The organism is Moorena sp. SIO4G3 (genome assembly GCF_010692305.1).
Taxonomy (GTDB): domain Bacteria; phylum Cyanobacteriota; class Cyanobacteriia; order Cyanobacteriales; family Coleofasciculaceae; genus Moorena; species Moorena producens_A.
Genome location: NZ_JAAHIG010000008.1, coordinates 1 through 15930, shown reverse-complemented (window position 1 = coordinate 15930; position 15930 = coordinate 1). Strand labels below are relative to the sequence as shown.

General features: G+C 42.4%; 17 protein-coding genes. 13 read left to right on the top strand and 4 right to left on the bottom strand.

What is annotated here, in order from left to right; translation table 11 throughout:
* From F6J99_RS02670 to F6J99_RS02650, 5 genes are all read left to right on the top strand, one after another.
* The coding region (locus F6J99_RS02670; protein ID WP_293111595.1) for a hypothetical protein at positions 1-248 on the top strand (248 nt) is incomplete at its 5' end.
* Positions 249-857: 609 nt separating this feature from the next.
* Complete coding sequence (locus F6J99_RS02665; RefSeq protein WP_293111594.1) at positions 858-1484, top strand: type I restriction endonuclease; 627 nt, start codon at positions 858-860, stop codon at positions 1482-1484.
* A 1015-nt stretch (positions 1485-2499) separates the two neighbouring features.
* A complete protein-coding gene (locus F6J99_RS02660) occupies positions 2500-3522 on the top strand; it encodes a GAF domain-containing protein (RefSeq protein WP_293111593.1) in 1023 nt (340 codons plus the stop codon).
* Between the two features lie 125 nt (positions 3523-3647).
* The gene (locus F6J99_RS02655) at positions 3648-3959 is read left to right on the top strand and encodes a carbon dioxide-concentrating mechanism protein CcmK (protein ID WP_075900807.1); all 312 of its coding nucleotides are present in this window, start codon (positions 3648-3650) and stop codon (positions 3957-3959) included.
* A 106-nt stretch (positions 3960-4065) separates the two neighbouring features.
* Positions 4066-4422, top strand: coding sequence for a BMC domain-containing protein (locus tag F6J99_RS02650; RefSeq protein ID WP_293111592.1), 357 nt, complete (start codon positions 4066-4068; stop codon positions 4420-4422).
* Positions 4423-4536: 114 nt separating this feature from the next.
* On the opposite strand, the gene F6J99_RS02645 is transcribed toward F6J99_RS02650, so the two are convergent.
* Positions 4537-4803, bottom strand: a complete 267-nt coding sequence (locus tag F6J99_RS02645) for a hypothetical protein (RefSeq protein WP_293111591.1) — start codon at positions 4801-4803, stop codon at positions 4537-4539.
* A 322-nt stretch (positions 4804-5125) separates the two neighbouring features.
* Here F6J99_RS02645 and ahcY point away from each other — a divergent pair, with 322 nt between their 5' ends.
* The 5 genes from ahcY to F6J99_RS02620 all read left to right on the top strand — a co-directional run bounded on the left by ahcY (position 5126) and on the right by F6J99_RS02620 (position 9931).
* A complete protein-coding gene (gene ahcY / locus F6J99_RS02640) occupies positions 5126-6403 on the top strand; it encodes an adenosylhomocysteinase (protein ID WP_070392848.1) in 1278 nt (425 codons plus the stop codon).
* Between the two features lie 101 nt (positions 6404-6504).
* On the top strand, positions 6505-6804 hold the full coding sequence (locus tag F6J99_RS02635) for a hypothetical protein (protein ID WP_293111590.1): 300 nt from the start codon (positions 6505-6507) through the stop codon (positions 6802-6804).
* A 96-nt stretch (positions 6805-6900) separates the two neighbouring features.
* Positions 6901-8118, top strand: a complete 1218-nt coding sequence (locus tag F6J99_RS02630; RefSeq protein ID WP_070392850.1) for an RNA-guided endonuclease TnpB family protein — start codon at positions 6901-6903, stop codon at positions 8116-8118.
* Positions 8119-8423: 305 nt separating this feature from the next.
* Complete coding sequence (locus F6J99_RS02625; RefSeq protein ID WP_070392851.1) at positions 8424-9227, top strand: DUF928 domain-containing protein; 804 nt, start codon at positions 8424-8426, stop codon at positions 9225-9227.
* Between the two features lie 80 nt (positions 9228-9307).
* Entirely contained in the window at positions 9308-9931 is a 624-nt protein-coding gene (locus F6J99_RS02620; protein WP_070392852.1) for an exopolysaccharide biosynthesis protein, read from the top strand.
* A 529-nt stretch (positions 9932-10460) separates the two neighbouring features.
* Here F6J99_RS02620 and F6J99_RS02615 read toward each other — a convergent pair.
* The 3 genes from F6J99_RS02615 to F6J99_RS02605 form a co-directional block, all read right to left on the bottom strand.
* Entirely contained in the window at positions 10461-10841 is a 381-nt protein-coding gene (locus F6J99_RS02615; protein ID WP_070392853.1) for a DUF760 domain-containing protein, read from the bottom strand.
* 170 nt (positions 10842-11011) lie between these two features.
* Positions 11012-11485, bottom strand: a complete 474-nt coding sequence (gene scpB / locus F6J99_RS02610; RefSeq protein WP_071104321.1) for an SMC-Scp complex subunit ScpB — start codon at positions 11483-11485, stop codon at positions 11012-11014.
* Between the two features lie 14 nt (positions 11486-11499).
* Positions 11500-12375 carry an ABC transporter ATP-binding protein gene (locus F6J99_RS02605; protein ID WP_293111589.1) on the bottom strand — a complete coding sequence of 292 codons (876 nt, stop codon included), beginning with the start codon at positions 12373-12375 and terminating at the stop codon, positions 11500-11502.
* Between the two features lie 479 nt (positions 12376-12854).
* On the opposite strand from F6J99_RS02605, the gene F6J99_RS02600 reads away from it, so the two are divergent.
* From F6J99_RS02600 to F6J99_RS02590, 3 genes are all read left to right on the top strand, one after another.
* Positions 12855-14363, top strand: coding sequence for a peptidoglycan-binding protein (locus F6J99_RS02600; RefSeq protein ID WP_293111588.1), 1509 nt, complete (start codon positions 12855-12857; stop codon positions 14361-14363).
* A gap of 312 nt (positions 14364-14675) precedes the next feature.
* Positions 14676-14825 carry a hypothetical protein gene (locus tag F6J99_RS02595; protein ID WP_158517199.1) on the top strand — a complete coding sequence of 50 codons (150 nt, stop codon included), beginning with the start codon at positions 14676-14678 and terminating at the stop codon, positions 14823-14825.
* Positions 14826-14986: 161 nt separating this feature from the next.
* Complete coding sequence (locus tag F6J99_RS02590; protein ID WP_293111587.1) at positions 14987-15457, top strand: hypothetical protein; 471 nt, start codon at positions 14987-14989, stop codon at positions 15455-15457.
* Positions 15458-15930 lie beyond the last annotated feature (473 nt).

Here is a 15930-nt window from a genome sequence, read left to right as displayed (position 1 = left end):
CACCAAGTAATTCAGCGGCTTGTGCAGTGGAAATCATCATGGGGAGTAAACCATTGCTTTTACGATATCCTTACTTTAACACACTTGTTCTTGAAAGGCAAGGGCATAGTAAAACTATTGCATTATCGCAATTTAAAGCTGTGGTGTTAAATGGGATTAGTGATTGTAATGGGATTCGTGGTCTAAAAGGGTTCTCTAAAACTATTGCATTGTCGCAATTTAAAGGTGGAATAAGTGTAATGGGTTAAATAGAGTAATAGAGAGAAGAGGGTGCTAGAAAACTATTGCATTCTCACAATCTCAAGCAGTGAGGGCAACTGGGATTAGTGATACTAATGGGATTAGTAAGGTAAAAGGGTTTTTAAAAACTATTGCATTTTCGCAATCGAGTGCGTAGGGTGCGTTAGGGACGGGCTCACCCTCATTTTCCGCCTCGAGCGCCAAGGTTAGAAGAGCCCGTCCCGTAACGCACCACCCAAACGGCTGTTCCCTGTTCCCTCTGAATGATAAAAAAAATTCGGTCAAGTATTGTAGTTAAGCAAAACTTGACCGAATCATTAATTGTACTTTTCCACGAGTACAGCCTAGCTGCACTATCCACCCATAAGTGGATCAGAATCATTAAATTGTTATCAAGTTAGTGATCACATTCTCGCGTGTCAATAACATCCCAACGTAAGTATTCAGCGGTCAGCGGTCAGCGGTCAGCCGTTGGCCTTTAGCTGATAACTGATAGCACCTCAAGTAGCGTGCGCGTAGCGCATTAGCTGATAGCTGAATACTTATCAAAATTGCTATAAATAATTCATAATGATATCTGATTACTTAAACTCTAAACTCTAAACTCTAAACGACCCATGGTTCAAACAATTCCTGCAAAAGAGATTACCTTACGTCAATTAAGACACAGATTTAATCTAGAACGAACCGATGATGAACAGTTTTTTCGAGAATGGCAAGACGATTTACCAGAACTGACGGATTTTGAGAAGCAATTGCTAGGGCAAGTTAAAGAAGAGTATCTGTACTTATCTGAGTCTCCGTTATTGGAAGTGATCTTGAAAATGGTGATAATATCGCCATTATTGAGACTAGCAGGATTTTTTCGTCATCCCTTTGAAATCACAGCAGAAAAAGAGGTTAAAATTCCCTCAGAGGATGAGGGAATAATTGTTAATGGACGTATTGATATTCTGATTTTTAAACCAGAATTATGGGTTACTGTTATTGAAGCAAAAGGCACAAAATATGCCTTAGCAGCGGGAATTCCCCAAGTCTTAGCCTATATGTTAGCTAATCCTAATCCAGAGCAACATATCCTGGGATTTATCACCAATGGTAATGAGTTTAAATTCCTAAAGATGACAACCACCAAGCCACCTAAATATGCTCAATCCTATACATTCGCTCTTGAGAACAAAGATGACCTTTACACTGTTCTGAGAATCTTAAAACGTATTAACCAACTCATCCAAAATCTCTAGTCAGCTTCCATCAGCTGTCAGCCGTGAGCTGTTCGCTCACGCTGCTTGAGGTGCTTATTTTATTCAAAAGCTGTTCGCACCTTAAGTAGCGTCATCAAAGGCCAAAGCTTACCTCTTTTCTTGATGCAATAGCGAGTGGGGGAAACCCCCAAGACCGTAATGGTGCGTTTTCCGTAGGCGAATTAAATTCGCCACGGGTCGCACCTCTGCATCGCTTATTCAAAAGCACCTCAAGTAGCGTGCGAATTAGCTGATAGCTATCAGCTATCAACATCTTAAGGGGGTTGTCCAGGATAACTGATCTACTAGCGCCCCTCAGCTAAATGTCTAAGTTTTCCTGGATGATTTAGCTTACTGCTAAGAAGCGGTTGATGTAGCATGAGCTTAGCGTATTAGCTGACTGCTTGCATTTCCTGGAAAAGACTTTACCTTTTTCGTAAAAAGCACTATTATACTGATACTGCTGCCCAGCGCTTACTGGAAGCAGCACATGATACCCAAGCAAAAAGAAGCGATTATCTGTTTATTGATCAGGTTATTGATCAGGTGTGACACCTGTAGACCAACTATGGTATCTTCACCATGGTGGTAATGGGGGTAAGGGTAACTGACACTATGTAGGTGATACTGTGACTGTTATCAATAACTTATAGGTTATTAACAAGCACGGTTAATTACCTAGCAGCATCTAGCGCAATCCACTAGTGAAAGCAGCAACTAGTTTGGTAAAACTACCTAGGGAGTATAGTTAACTAATGGGATAAACCTATTAGAGACTAAGAGCAGTGACATGAAGTATCCGGAATATCGATAAAAACCAATAGATTGACAGCCGGGACTTGGGTAAAAAAAAATACCAATTAAAGTAGGGTGGGCAACCTAATTTAATCTATAAAAATGAAAATAAACTAACTTTTTTTGCCTATCCGACAAGCTAAAACCAGGTATTTTATTTTTTAGCTACTCCCTAATCAGTTGGAGTTGAGATAAGCAGCTTTCCCCAAATCACAAAAGAATGGAAAAATTATATAGTGTACACCCTAAGCACCTCGAAACAGTCAAATTAGTTTGGAAGCGTAAGCGTCGGGGAAGAGATCTAGACCTAGCTAATGAATTAGATTTAGACTTGCCCATTGTTAATCTTTTTCTGATCGGGAAGCCTATTAAAGGTCTTTTCTTTGTAGAAATTTGTCAAGCATTGCACTTAAACTGGCGAGAAATTGCTGGTTTAGAGTTACTGGAAACTCCGGTGAAATCCTCAGAGATTCAAGTAGATACCAGTGAATTAGATACCGTAGATACCAGTGATGCAATTGGTCTACGGCCACGCTACGGGAACGCAAAACCAAAACTTATCGAAGAGGTGAACACCGTTGATGACGCTTTAGGGGAGTTAGTGGACACCCTCAAAGAAATGTTAACTCGCCTGACTCGAAAAGCGGGAAACATACTAAAAGCAGACCGTACCAGTATTTTTTTACTGGATCAGCACAGTAATATACTCGGTTCCATTGACGCTGATGATGGTCAAGGTGGCTCCCTAGTCATTGATATTCCAGCAAATAAAGGAATTGCTGGTGCAGCTGTTACCTCCTTAAGTATTATTAATGTTCCCTTTGATGTCTATGACGACCCACGTTCTGAAGAAGCGAAAAGAATCGACAAAATTACCGGTTACCGAACCTATACTATGCTAGCTTGGCCCGTGTTGAATCAGCAAAAAAATTTAATTGCTGTGGTACAATTAATTAATAAATTAAAACCCAATAGTCATCCAAACGATCACTTGTATGAAAGAATCGATCTAAAGGGGTTTACCAAAGAAGATGAAGAACTGTTGGCTCAATTTACTCCTTCAATTTTGAGAAATTTAGAACGATGTCAGTTATGTTTCCAACTAGCCCGTAAACTTTGGAAAAATTCAGAAACTGAATCAGGGATTATCGAACCCTATAATCAACAACTGATTACTGAACTCCAGGAGAAAGAAAAACAGGTGCGCAAGAGCCTAAAAAAACTAACCAATTTTTATGGTTAAATTTCAATATTTTATAGTTTAAATTTTAAATGCTAACATTTTAGGCAAGCCAGGATATATTTTCCCTAATAACTCCAGTACAATCAGATTTAACCCAATTTTCGTGTTGACCGGAGTAGAACACAATGCCAGTAGCAGTTGGAACCATTGAGACCCTAGGTTTTCCAGGGGTACTAGCCGCAGCAGATGCCATGGTCAAAGCAGGGGCAGTCACACTGGTATCCTATGATAAATCTGAGAAAGGTCGGTTTATGGTTAGCGTCCGTGGTAAAATTTCAGAGGTAAACGTCGCGGTAGCAGCTGGTCTGGAAGCCGTAGAGAAAACCTATGGTGCCGAAGTGACAGCTTACTATATCATTCCTAACCCTAATGAAAATGTGGACACAGTGCTGCCCATCCACTACACCAGCAAAGTCGAAGAGTTCCGAACATTTTAAACTAATACGCTTAATCAGTATTTTTCAGAATCGGTAGCGAAGATTCGTACAATAGTTCCTGAGTTCCAAATAATTCAACAAATTCAACAAAGTAAGGAGTTTGGCTATGTCCACAGTGGCGGTTGGATCCCTAGAAACCAAAGGCTTTCCTGGGATACTCGCAGCAGCAGATGCTATGGTTAAAGCCGGTAGGGTTACCTTAGTAGGTTACATCAGAGTTGGTAGCGCCCGCTTCAATATCAATATTCGCGGGGATGTTTCGGAAGTAAAAGCAGCTATGGATGCCGGTATTGCAGCCGTCGAAAAAGCCTATGGCGCTACCCTGGAATCCTGGGTAATCATTCCTCGTCCCCATGAAAACGTCGAGTGTGTTCTGCCCATTGCCTATACTGAAGCCGTTGAACAGTACCGAGAAGCCGTGGAAAATCCCATCATCGGGCCGGGGAACGGTTTGCCTCGTTAAGCTTTTTGGTTGGTTTTAGCTAAGCCCGCACCAAGCCCATGTCCGACCCGATAGCAGAGCGGTTATTGAATGCGGGTTGAAGCTACATTTCTGTCAGGATCGGATCCGGTATAATCATGCTACTAATCCTGATGGTTCCGCTTCCACAGGAAGCACTGGCAAATCAACCCGCACTTTCATTGCTTGGGGCTGTGCTGCTTGCTCTAATACTTCTACCTCAATATTAACTGCCACTAAATAAGAACCAGTTTGATCTGCCACAGCTTGGGAAATCAAACCAGCAAACTCTGGTCGTTCTGCGGTAATGGGATCTCTTAACGTACACTGCTCCCATTGGTAGTCGGCATTGGGATTGATGCTCAGAATATAGTGCTTCTTCATGGGGAAAAACCTTGATTAGGGGTTTACATCAGATCAGCTGACCGTCAACTCGCTATCTTCTATTATAGTACAAATATACTATTTTCGTACTGGTCAGTAGTTACTCCTATGATGGTTTGCTGCTATTGACAAAAAATAGCGAATTTACTACATCGAAATGAGTTGTTTATCACCCGTTGATGGTAGAAATCTGTAAACTATCTTTAATCTCAGCGGGTTGAATCAGAATTTTGATAAAGCTTCCTCATCCACTGGCACTTTCTCGAACACGTTAAACTAATCAAAGCTAAACTAAAAAACGTTAACTAAAACACAAAACCTGATGATTGCAACTGCTAATCGGATTAAACACGAAGTTAAAGACCTATCTCTGGCACCAAAAGGAAAACAGCGGATTGAATGGGCTGGACGGGAGATGCCAGTGCTCAAGCAAATCCGAGACCGCTTTGCCCAAGAAAAGCCTTTAGAAGGAATTCGTTTAGTTGCTTGCTGTCACGTAACCACCGAAACTGCCCATTTAGCGATCGCACTCAAGGCTGCTGGTGCTGATGCTCTGCTGATTGCCAGCAACCCTCTGTCAACCCAAGATGATGTAGCTGCTAGCTTAGTGGTTGATCATGAGATTCCTGTATTTGCTATCAAAGGGGAAGATAACGAAACCTATCACCGCCACGTTGAAATTGCCCTGGATCACAAACCCAACATCATAATCGATGATGGTAGCGATGTTACCGCCACTCTGGTAAAAGAGCGCCAACACCAGCTCGGTGATATCATTGGTACCACCGAAGAAACCACCACTGGCATTGTCCGTCTCCGGGCTATGTTCAATGACGGGGTGTTGACATTCCCAGCAATGAATGTTAACGATGCTGACACCAAGCACTTCTTTGACAATCGCTACGGTACTGGTCAATCTACCCTTGATGGTATTATCCGCGCCACCAACGTGTTGCTAGCTGGTAAAAACGTGGTTGTGGCCGGTTATGGCTGGTGTGGCAAAGGTACAGCACTTCGAGCTCGGGGACTGGGAGCTAATGTCATTGTTACTGAAATTGACCCCACTAAAGCCATTGAAGCTGTAATGGATGGCTTCCGGGTAATGCCGATGGAAGAAGCTGCTCCCTTAGGTGACTTGTTTGTCACAGTTACTGGAAACAAGCACGTGATTCGCCCTGAGCATTTCGAGGTGATGAAAGATGGCGCAATGGTGTGCAACTCTGGTCACTTCGATATTGAAATTGACCTCAAGTCCTTAGGGGAAATGGCAACGGAAGTCAAAGAAGTACGGAACTTTACCCAAGAGTACTGTTTGAAAAATGGTAAATCCGTTGTGGTACTGGGTGAAGGACGCCTGATTAACCTGGCAGCAGCTGAAGGTCATCCCAGTGCGGTGATGGACATGAGCTTTGCTAACCAAGCTTTGGCTTGTGAATACCTAGTCAAGAACAAAGGATCCATTGAACCAGGTTTACACTCTATCCCTGAAGCAGTGGATAAGGACATTGCGCGGTTGAAGTTACAAGCAATGGGCATTAACATTGATAGCCTCACCCCAGACCAAATCGAGTACATCAACTCTTGGACTTCTGGTACCTAAAACTAGGGTAATCCCTTTACGATACCGGTTCAATAATCCTGATATCTCTTTTTGGGTAATGGGTTATGGGTAATAGGTAATGGGTCATGGGTCATGGGTAATTGGTAGTTGACAATGACCGACTATCGATTGCCCTGACCGGCCTAAACGATTTAACAAAACTCGCTATCCATCCCCAACCTACTTCGTTGAGGTTGGGGATGGATAGCGAGCCAGAAAATTTATATTATGCCTTGATTTATTACTGTGAAATAGATTTAATAGTAATTAAGGTCGATTTTGAAGTTACCGTAAGAATAAAGAAGCCTTGTCTTGATGCAGTCGCTCATGGGGGAAACCCCCAAGACCGCGCAAATCACGCTAATCACAAAGATTTAACCAAAGGTGCGCTTGACCCGTAATTAAATTCGCCACGGGTCGCACCTCTTTTATGCATAGCCGACTAACCATAAAGGCTTCTTTATTCTAAGGTTTCATCTCCTACAAGGTTGAGTGCAATGAAACATAAAGCCGTTAAAGTTAGAATTTATCCCACACAAGAGCAAGTCCAAGTGTTAGCTCAACATTTCGGATGCGCTCGTTGGTGGTGGAACTATGCTCTGAATCAGTGCATAGAAACCTACAAAGAAACTGGCTTTGGGCTAAAGCAATCTGCACTCAACTCTATGTTGCCGAAACTCAAGAAACAAAAAGAGACTGAATGGCTAAAAGATTGTTACTCTCAGGTTCTGCAATCTGTAAGTCTCAATCTTAGTCGTGCTTACCAAAACTTCTTTGAGGGTAGAGCTAAGTATCCTAGGTTCAAGTCGTACCATCACCGTCAATCAATTCAGTATCCCCAAAACGTAAAACAGGTAGGCGATTGCCTTAAATTTCCTGGAAAGCTGGGAGTTGTGAAGGCGGTAATTCATCGCTCACTGGACGGAGAGATCAAGACTGTAACAGTCAGTAAAACTCCTTCTGGAAAATATTATGCTTCTGTATTAATGGAGTATGAAGGGGATAGAGCAAAGTCGTCCAGTGATGGGAAAGTGATTGGCATTGACCTGGGTGTCAAGGATTTTGCAATCACATATGATGGCGAAAAGACCTCTAAGTTCAGTAATCCTAAGCATCTGGCTGAGTACGAAAAGAAGTTAGCCAAAAAACAGCGTATTGCTGCCCGAAAGAAAAAGGGAAGCAGTGGGCGCAAAAAGGCTGGAAAGATTGTAGCTAAGGTATACGAGCGAATTGGAAATGTCCGCCAAGACTACCTACATAAGCTGTCCAGAAAAATAGTGGATCAGAATCAATTAGTGGTAGTCGAAAACCTAAATGTCAAGGGCATGGTTCGTAACCACAAATTAGCTAAAGCAATTTCTGATCTGGGTTGGGGAACCTTTGTTAACTTTCTTTCTTACAAGTGCGAAAGAGAAGGAAAAGTGTTGGTTGAAATAGATCGATGGTTCCCTAGTTCCAAAACCTGCTCTAATTGTCATTACCGAATCAAGGAGTTGCCACTGGATGTTAGGACTTGGACTTGTCCAAGCTGTGGAACTCACCACGACAGAGATGGTAATGCGGCAAAGAATATTAGAGCAGAAGGGATTAGAATGCTATCCTCCTCTGGGACAGGGGAGGTTAACGCCAGTGGAGAAGAAGTAAGACCAAGGCGCGGACGTCCGTCTAAGTTAAGGCATTCTTCCGTGAAGCTGGAAGCCCCGACCTGGCCGTAGGCCACGCTTTCGGCAAAGCCGTTCGCGAAGCGTGGCCTACGGCCTCCGCTGCGCGAACGCGAACAACGAAGTAGGTCGGGGTAGTTCACAATGGCACCTCTAAAAACTTTTGTATCCTTGACAACGAATAAGATATAGTATAGAGAGGGTTTTGAACGGCAAGTTAAGATCAACCCTATAGGTAGAATAAAATAACAAACTTATATTGACTCTTGCATAAATCTTTAAAAAGAGGGTGATAAATACTATACGATAGCAAAAATTGACTTTTGCAAGAGGCCTATTAATGAGTAGGGTGATTGATTATGATCTGGCAACAATCTCCAACCTATCTGGCAGTGCTGACTACAATGCTCTCGGCTGCACTGGTAACTGACTTCACCGCACCCCAGTTACTGGCACAGTCATACCCACACCATGAAGTGGGTGCATACTTCCCACCACCACCAGAGCGAGGATCACCGTCTAGAACCCTTGGGGCTGGGACACATATGATTAAATTTCCACCAGTACCAGAACGAGGAGAACCTAGAAGAACAGCAGGAGGAGGGTCTCGTAGCTATTCCTGTACTGACAGCGATGACATCCCTTTGACTGCTATCGTGCCTGCCAATAATCTGGTCACAACCGTGGCGGCTAATCCGACACTGTTCTGGTATGTTCCCAAAACTACAGCCTCCGAAGCAGAATTTGTGTTAATTGATGACCAGAATCAAGAGGTTTACCTGACCAGCGTGAGCCTGGATAACACGAACGGTATTGTGCAACTGAGCGTACCGACAACCGTACCTCTGACCATGGGTAAGAAATACAAGTGGTTTTTCGTACTCGTTTGCGATCCTCAAGAGCGTAGCCGAGATCATTGGGTTCAAGGAATTCTAGAGCGTACTGAACTTAGTCCAGAATTAGCGCTTAATCTAGAGCAGGAGCAAAATACCTTAGAACAAGCCAAACTATATGCTGATGCTCTGATTTGGCAAGAAACTCTGACTACTATCGCCCAGTTACGGGATTCCCAGCCCCAAGCATGGGTAGATCTGATCAAATCAGTGGGCTTAGAAGCGATCGCTAACAAACCGTTTCTGAATTGCTGTACAGCTAGCAATTAATCTGATCAGTAATGTCAGGGTAAGTGCTAGAAAGATTAGTATAGATTAGTATATTAACTTTTATAACTAATCACTACTAAATGGCTAAACTCTCTGTAGAACTACAGCGCTATTTTTTTGAGGAAGAGCAAGAGCCTCAGGTAAGGCTGGCAGATATTTTGACCCTAGCGGGGGAACGTATCTTTGGGTTTATATTCGTTATCCTATCTCTACCTTCAGCTTTGCCAGTTCCAGCACCGGGTTATTCGATTCCCTTTGGAATTGTGATATTATTGTTGGCTATTCAGCTCATCGTTGGTGCCAAACGCCCCTGGCTACCAAAGAAGATCATGAATGGGAAAATGAAATTGGAAACCGTGCAGGGTTTTCTGAAAATAGGACTCCCTTGGTTGCGGCGGATTGAGGCAGTTACCCGTCCTCGCCTAACCTATATTTGTACCAGTTTGCCTGGTCGGATATTTATGGGGAGTGCGATCGCATTAATGTCAATTTCGATGATGATTCCGATTCCAGGGACAAATACCGTTCCAGCGATGGGAATTTTTATCACTGGTTTTGGCTTAACTGAAGATGATGGCGCAATTAGCCTAGCCGGTTTAGTGGTGTGCCTGATCGGAGCAAGCCTCTCCATCTCAATTCTGTTTGCTCTATGGTTTGGTGGCACAAGTCTAGTTGACCAGATTAAGATTTTGCTGGGTCGTTGAAGTTCTCCCCGCCCACTCCGCGTCGAAGGTTTTGTTTGGGTTAGGGTAATGGATAATGGGTAACAAACTTCGCCGCAGTTGTCGGTAACGTTGGACAAGGGAACTTTGGATCAGGCCAGAATAATTGACGCAAACAGTATAATAAAACTACTAAGGTTGCTAGGTCTAATCGATAATCGGTAACAAGTCATCGGTAATAAGTAATCGGTAATGGCTAATCACAATTACCATTTACTCATTACCTATTACTCCTTGATTTACAATATCTGAAACTATTGATGCTACCGGAGATGATACTATCTGAAATAGTTAAATTTGACCATGCACGGTTATCCTCCTCTATAGGCTAATCCTCCCCTGGGATCCATCTCGACCTGGGTCTAAAAAGGAAAAAGGGACAATAGATTGTGATAGTATCATCCCTTTAACCTATTCCGTTTAGTCTTTTTCCCAAGTTAATCATTCTGAACATAGTGCCATTCACTGGTGTGTACCTAACGAGCGTAGGTATTAAACCAGAGGACATCTATTATGACTCAGTTGGCTTTGGGGAATCGCTACGCTTTTCACTGGGCCGCTTCTGAGGACGTAAGGGAGTGGAGTTGGTTAAGTTGTCTTCAAGAACCATACGCTGTTCCATCTGACGGAGAAAATAACCAGTCATCATGGCTGACGCCAGCAATCCAGCTAAATTTTCCCGATCAGTGGTGATTTGAACATTAAAGTTTTCTGATGGCAGCATCCCTACTAGCCCCTGAACGTTCTGAGAGATGATTTGTTGGATTTCAGGGCTAGCAGACTTCGCAATCCTTGCTAAAACATCAGAAGGTTGATTCTGGAGGTATTGCAGCAGTTGGTTCGCTTGAGGCTCTGCTCCTGGGGAACTTAGAAAATCGGGGTTGAATACCATTAGGAATTTTAGGTTTGACCTGCTTCATCTCGACTTTTCTATACTCTAAACGATTGTGAGATCAGCTGAATCAGCTTTCGGGGATAAATCTAACTTTTTTCGGTAGAAATTCTGAGTAAAAAAGCTTACTTAAAGGAATCTTGAAGTTTTTGTAACCCTTAGCATAGCTTCTATTGGGGTGGCAATAGCTGCTCAACTTCAAAGTGTTGATGAAATTTTTCGGTAACTTGTAACCAGTAGGAACGCCCCTCAGTTTGTCTACGTTTCTGGACAAAATCGAGTTCGACCAGTTCCTGGATATGTTGATACGCTCCACTACCACGAAGGTTGACTAGGTCAGCTTGGGTAATCGGACCTTTAAGGGCGATCGCAGCTAAAGTCCTCAAAGCACCTGTGCCCAATTCAGCGGGAATTAAGTTTTGCAGTAATTCACTAAACGTGGCTCGTAACTGTAAGCTATACCCAGCAGGGGTTTCCACAACTTCTAAAGCACTGTCCCGGTGGGCATAGTCTGCCATCAGTTCAATCAGGCCATCCGCAACTTTTTCGCGATCGCATTGGGCATACTCTGAGATTTCCTCTATAGAGACGGGCTGTCCCTTCAAGTATAGAATCGCTTCAATTTGGGTAGCTAGACGAGGCATTTTTTTATTCGCTTCTAATCCAATTGGCGTCCTGTCAGTTCAACAAAGATATCTTCCAAGTTGGAGGGACGAACCATCACACCAGTTTTATCAGGTAAACTTTCGAGATAGCCACTCGCTTGTTCCAGAGTCGGAAAAAATTTGTATTCAAAGCGTTCTGAGAGTTGTTTGATCAGTAATCCTTCCCCATGTTGGTGGCGCAACTGTTCAAATGTACCTAATTTGATTAGTCTACCAGAATCCATGATACCGATCCGTCCTGGCTTGCCAGCGCCATAGCGATCGCACAAAAACTCCACTTCTTCCATATAGTGGGTAGTTAGCAATATCGTCATACCTTGGCGATTCAAATCCCGAATAATTTCCCACAGGCGACGGCGGGTTTGGGGGTCTAATCCTACTGTCGGCTCATCCAAAAATAGAATCTTCGGTTGATGTAACAGCGCTCTAGCAATTTGCAACCGACGCTTCATTCCCCCAGACAGAGTTTTCACTAAACTATCCCGTCGGTCTATTAGCTCTACATACTCTAACCACTGATTAATCAGCCGCTGACGCCCAGGATTGGCAATGTGATGCAGCCGTGCGTGGAGTTCCATGTTTTCCCAGACAGTCAGGTCAATATCCACGCTAGTTTGCTGCAAGACCACACCAATATTTTCCTTGACCTGCTCTTTTTCTTCTACAACGTCGTAACCCGCTACCTTAATTTGACCCTTGGTCGGTTCAGTTAACGTAGTTAGCATCCGAATTGTCGTGGATTTACCAGCACCATTCGGACCAAGCAAACCAAATATCTCTCCTGATTCAATGGTAAAGGAGAGGTCATTGACTACAGGGACCTTATCGTAGATTTTGTAGATGTTCTGGATGGAAACAGCTGGGGGCATAGATTCCTTAGTATGTATGATATTGAGTCAACAGGCTTAAGGTAACCTGCTTCTACACCACAGGTTAGAAGGAAATTATATCATGTCGATCTGATTACCCTTAATCAAAAGAGCAGTAATAGCAAATTTACCCACAAATACCACTGCTACAGTTGTAGTCATCGATATTAACGGTCATGTCATGAACAGGGTATTCATTTTAATATTATATCTTCAATGATTAAACTTAATTGTTATTATAGATAACATTTTTAATAGCTATGAGATAATTTTTTACCTTATTCTCTATTTCCTGTGCCCTATTCCCTTTTCCCTGTTCCCTGTTCCCTAAAACCGATAATTTTTTACCTGATGAGGAAAGATAATTGCTATAGACAAATCATCAATCTGTAGGTTAAAACAAATAGGGGCTGTTGCTTTGGTTAATCCATGAGTTATCAGCTATAGTTATTGACTTTAATTGGAGAATTTAGTATAGTATGGCAATATTTCAGATTTCAGGTCTGGTAATCGATCCAAACACCAGTGGCGTCGTTTCAGGACTAAGGATTGAAGCATGGGATAAAGACCTTATTGTCAACAACTTGGTGGGTAGCGCCATCACTGATGACCATGGCAGCTTTGGGATGGAATTCGATGAATCCTATTTTCAAGAGCTGTTTGCTGACCAACGACCAGACATTTTTTTTAAAGTATTTTGTGATCAGCAACTGGTTAAAAGCACTGAGGATTCAGTGCTGTGGAATTTGGACATTGGCGATACTGAAGTCTTAATCACTGTAGATAACTATAGCAAAGATAACGTTTACCCAAAATACCTCCAAGCTGCTGAAAAAGATGCTAAAGATAATCCCAAACTATTATATATCGGTATTGATAATTCACCATACAAACAGCAAATTAAAGATTATCCCTCCCACCTGACCCAGAAACCCGATGGTAAACATCTAGTGTCTGGAATTAAAGCGGATCAGACGTTCAGTCCTTATCCAATCCTGGGGCAACTTCCAGAGATTGATCAGCAAGGATTAGAGTTTCTCCATCAAGACATCAAAGAAGCTTGTATCTGTGTTGGTAGTTTTGTAGAGGAAGAGTTCAAGGTGAAATGGTTGGGACGAAATGCCCTAAGTAATGATGAATTCTGGAGTGGTAGTAAGATTATCCCCATTATTAATCTAGTGTCTCGCCTTAATAGCAAATCTCCTAATGACGATGTCGATAAGTGTACAATTCGAGGTACAGACCAAGCTGGAAATCAACGAGATATTCCCGTTTGTGATTTAATCACAGATGTGATCAGTTATAACTACAATACAGCAAGTTCTAATTGCTTAGGGGCAATGTTAAAGCGCTTTGCTCCTCAAATGGACTTAGAAAATTGGCTTAAACAGATTACAGGCAATGATAGCCTGATTTTCCGTGGCCGATATGGGGAAAAACCCTTTATCGAGTACCCCCAGTTGTTTGGTAGCACAACCAAAAGCATAATTCTAACTGCTGACCCTGAACCCCCTCAATGGGAAAGTAATACTATATCGGCTTATGATTTAAATCGGATGATCTCAATGGTGGGTTGGCATAATTACATACCGGAAGCATGCCAGCTACCAGGAGTTAAGTGGGATAGTCTCGAAAGTATCATCAGAGCAATGGGGAACGATCCCGCTCGGTTAGTGGATTTAGCTATTAAAGAGTTGGGTTTGTTGAATATGATTGACTCAACCGTGATTATCTCAAAACTTGGCAACGGAGTTACCAGTATTAGGAAGAGAACCGAAGCGGTTTATGTCGCGCTAGTTAAATTAGTTAAGCCTAGTCTTGACGATTCCCTCAAGCCAGCTAAATTAATTACCTTCAGTATGGCGCTACGGGGAGCAAAAGTGCTTGAGCCAAGAGATGTCAATCGTGAAGCGATGGAACTTGATGCCAGAATGGCAATAGAAGTGACAGAGATTTTGCGCAGAGCGGTGATGGGTGAATTGGTTTGAATCTAGTGTCAATTGGGTGAAGTACATAATTTTGGGATTTTAGGGAACAGGGAACAGGGAGCAGGGAGCAGGAAAAAATCCTGTGTACTTCACTTGTGATCAGAATTGCTATAGCCAGTTTGATCAATTTTCACGGTAAGTGTCCTGTTACTGTCTCAAGTCCAAGTAAATGTAAGTAGTTATATCAAGTCCGGTTAATCACCTCCCAAGTAGTCTCTGGATTGGTGGTAATCGGTAATCGGTGATGGGTAATTATCAACTAGCAATTATCTATTACCAATTATCTATTACTATTACCCCAGAAGGGATATCATGATTAGTCAACCGGACTTGATATTATATAGCGTTTCTAGGACTCATGAGGTACACATAATTGTTTCACTCTTGGCTCTTAGCTCTTGGCTCTTGCTTAATCCCTGCTCCCTGCTCCCTGCTCCCTGCTCCCTGCTCCCTAAAACCTAGATACCTGTACCTCACAAGTCATAGAATTGCTATATCATGGCCAGAAGCGTTTTATGCTTGGGTTTTTTAGGGTCGGGTTTAGACAAAAATTGAAAGCCGTGTGGGTACGAAAACCTAAAGAAAAAAAGTATATATTCTCGTCTAACTACTACAAGATTTTCTTGGATATCCAAAGACGATGTGACTTTCAAATTTCTTTTTCCAACTTTCTTTTGTACGTTTTCTTTGTTCTGCAATATACTATCCCTATTTTTTTAGCAACTATCGCAGGTCTTACGGCAGGTAATGAGTTATTGGTCTCGTTTATTCAAGAATTTTTTTATGATGACCAAGCCGAAAATATCGTCAAGTTTTTTATATTTTTTATTAGTCTATTAGGAACATTATTCGGCACCATAAGTGCCACAACTAACCCTTCGGAAAGCTATGATAATGCAGCAGCGTTTCATAACAAATTTTCTGAGTTTAAGATTAATTTAGCCATAGATATGAGAAATCTTGAACTTACTAATGCTATGGAAGAAGATTACCTGCAGCTTCTGAAGGAAAAAAATGCTAATCTTTCGGAATTGATTCAGGAATATAATCAGAAACGGTCGATTGATAAGAATCAAGTAGGGGGAGATAATTAAGAGAGAGAGGTGTGGGGAGATGGGGAGATGGGGAGATGGGGAGATGGGGAGATGGGGCTTTCAAGGTGAAGTTTCCAGATCCGCTGTTCCCTGTTCCTTTTGCTATATATAGCGGACGCAAAACAAAAAACCTAACAACATCCCATACTCAGCACACTCCGCTATATATAGATGAATGGATTTTAAGCTGATATCTGGAATAGTACGGTTGACAAATTACAAACCTGTCGCTATAGTCAAACTATTGATATCTCCAAGCTGGGCAGGCTAAGTAAAAACACTTCTATCTACGTAAAGGAGTGTTTTTAGGTTTAGCTGGCCGGTAAAAGAAGCCCCACATCCTGATGCGTAGCATAGGTGTGGGATGAATTTTACACAGAGTCCTTGGGATCGGGAAAGCGAGCTATTAAACTTCTAAGTACCTCAGATTGGTTCATTCCTCTCTTCTCTGCCTCTTGTGCTAATTTTTTCTT

Excerpts from the sequence above, each read along its gene's own strand:
- F6J99_RS02660 (WP_293111593.1), top strand. The coding sequence starts at position 2,500 with ATGGAAAAATTATATAGTGTACACCCTAAGCACCTCGAAACAGTCAAA.
- F6J99_RS02645 (WP_293111591.1), bottom strand. The coding sequence starts at position 4,803 with ATGAAGAAGCACTATATTCTGAGCATCAATCCCAATGCCGACTACCAA.
- F6J99_RS02625 (WP_070392851.1), top strand. The coding sequence starts at position 8,424 with ATGATCTGGCAACAATCTCCAACCTATCTGGCAGTGCTGACTACAATG.
- F6J99_RS02655 (WP_075900807.1), top strand. The coding sequence starts at position 3,648 with ATGCCAGTAGCAGTTGGAACCATTGAGACCCTAGGTTTTCCAGGGGTA.
- F6J99_RS02615 (WP_070392853.1), bottom strand. The coding sequence starts at position 10,841 with ATGGTATTCAACCCCGATTTTCTAAGTTCCCCAGGAGCAGAGCCTCAA.
- F6J99_RS02595 (WP_158517199.1), top strand. The coding sequence starts at position 14,676 with ATGATTAGTCAACCGGACTTGATATTATATAGCGTTTCTAGGACTCAT.
- F6J99_RS02665 (WP_293111594.1), top strand. The coding sequence starts at position 858 with ATGGTTCAAACAATTCCTGCAAAAGAGATTACCTTACGTCAATTAAGA.
- F6J99_RS02620 (WP_070392852.1), top strand. The coding sequence starts at position 9,308 with ATGGCTAAACTCTCTGTAGAACTACAGCGCTATTTTTTTGAGGAAGAG.
- ahcY (WP_070392848.1), top strand. The coding sequence starts at position 5,126 with ATGATTGCAACTGCTAATCGGATTAAACACGAAGTTAAAGACCTATCT.
- F6J99_RS02600 (WP_293111588.1), top strand. The coding sequence starts at position 12,855 with ATGGCAATATTTCAGATTTCAGGTCTGGTAATCGATCCAAACACCAGT.
- F6J99_RS02650 (WP_293111592.1), top strand. The coding sequence starts at position 4,066 with ATGTCCACAGTGGCGGTTGGATCCCTAGAAACCAAAGGCTTTCCTGGG.
- F6J99_RS02605 (WP_293111589.1), bottom strand. The coding sequence starts at position 12,375 with ATGCCCCCAGCTGTTTCCATCCAGAACATCTACAAAATCTACGATAAG.
- F6J99_RS02630 (WP_070392850.1), top strand. The coding sequence starts at position 6,901 with ATGAAACATAAAGCCGTTAAAGTTAGAATTTATCCCACACAAGAGCAA.
- scpB (WP_071104321.1), bottom strand. The coding sequence starts at position 11,485 with ATGCCTCGTCTAGCTACCCAAATTGAAGCGATTCTATACTTGAAGGGA.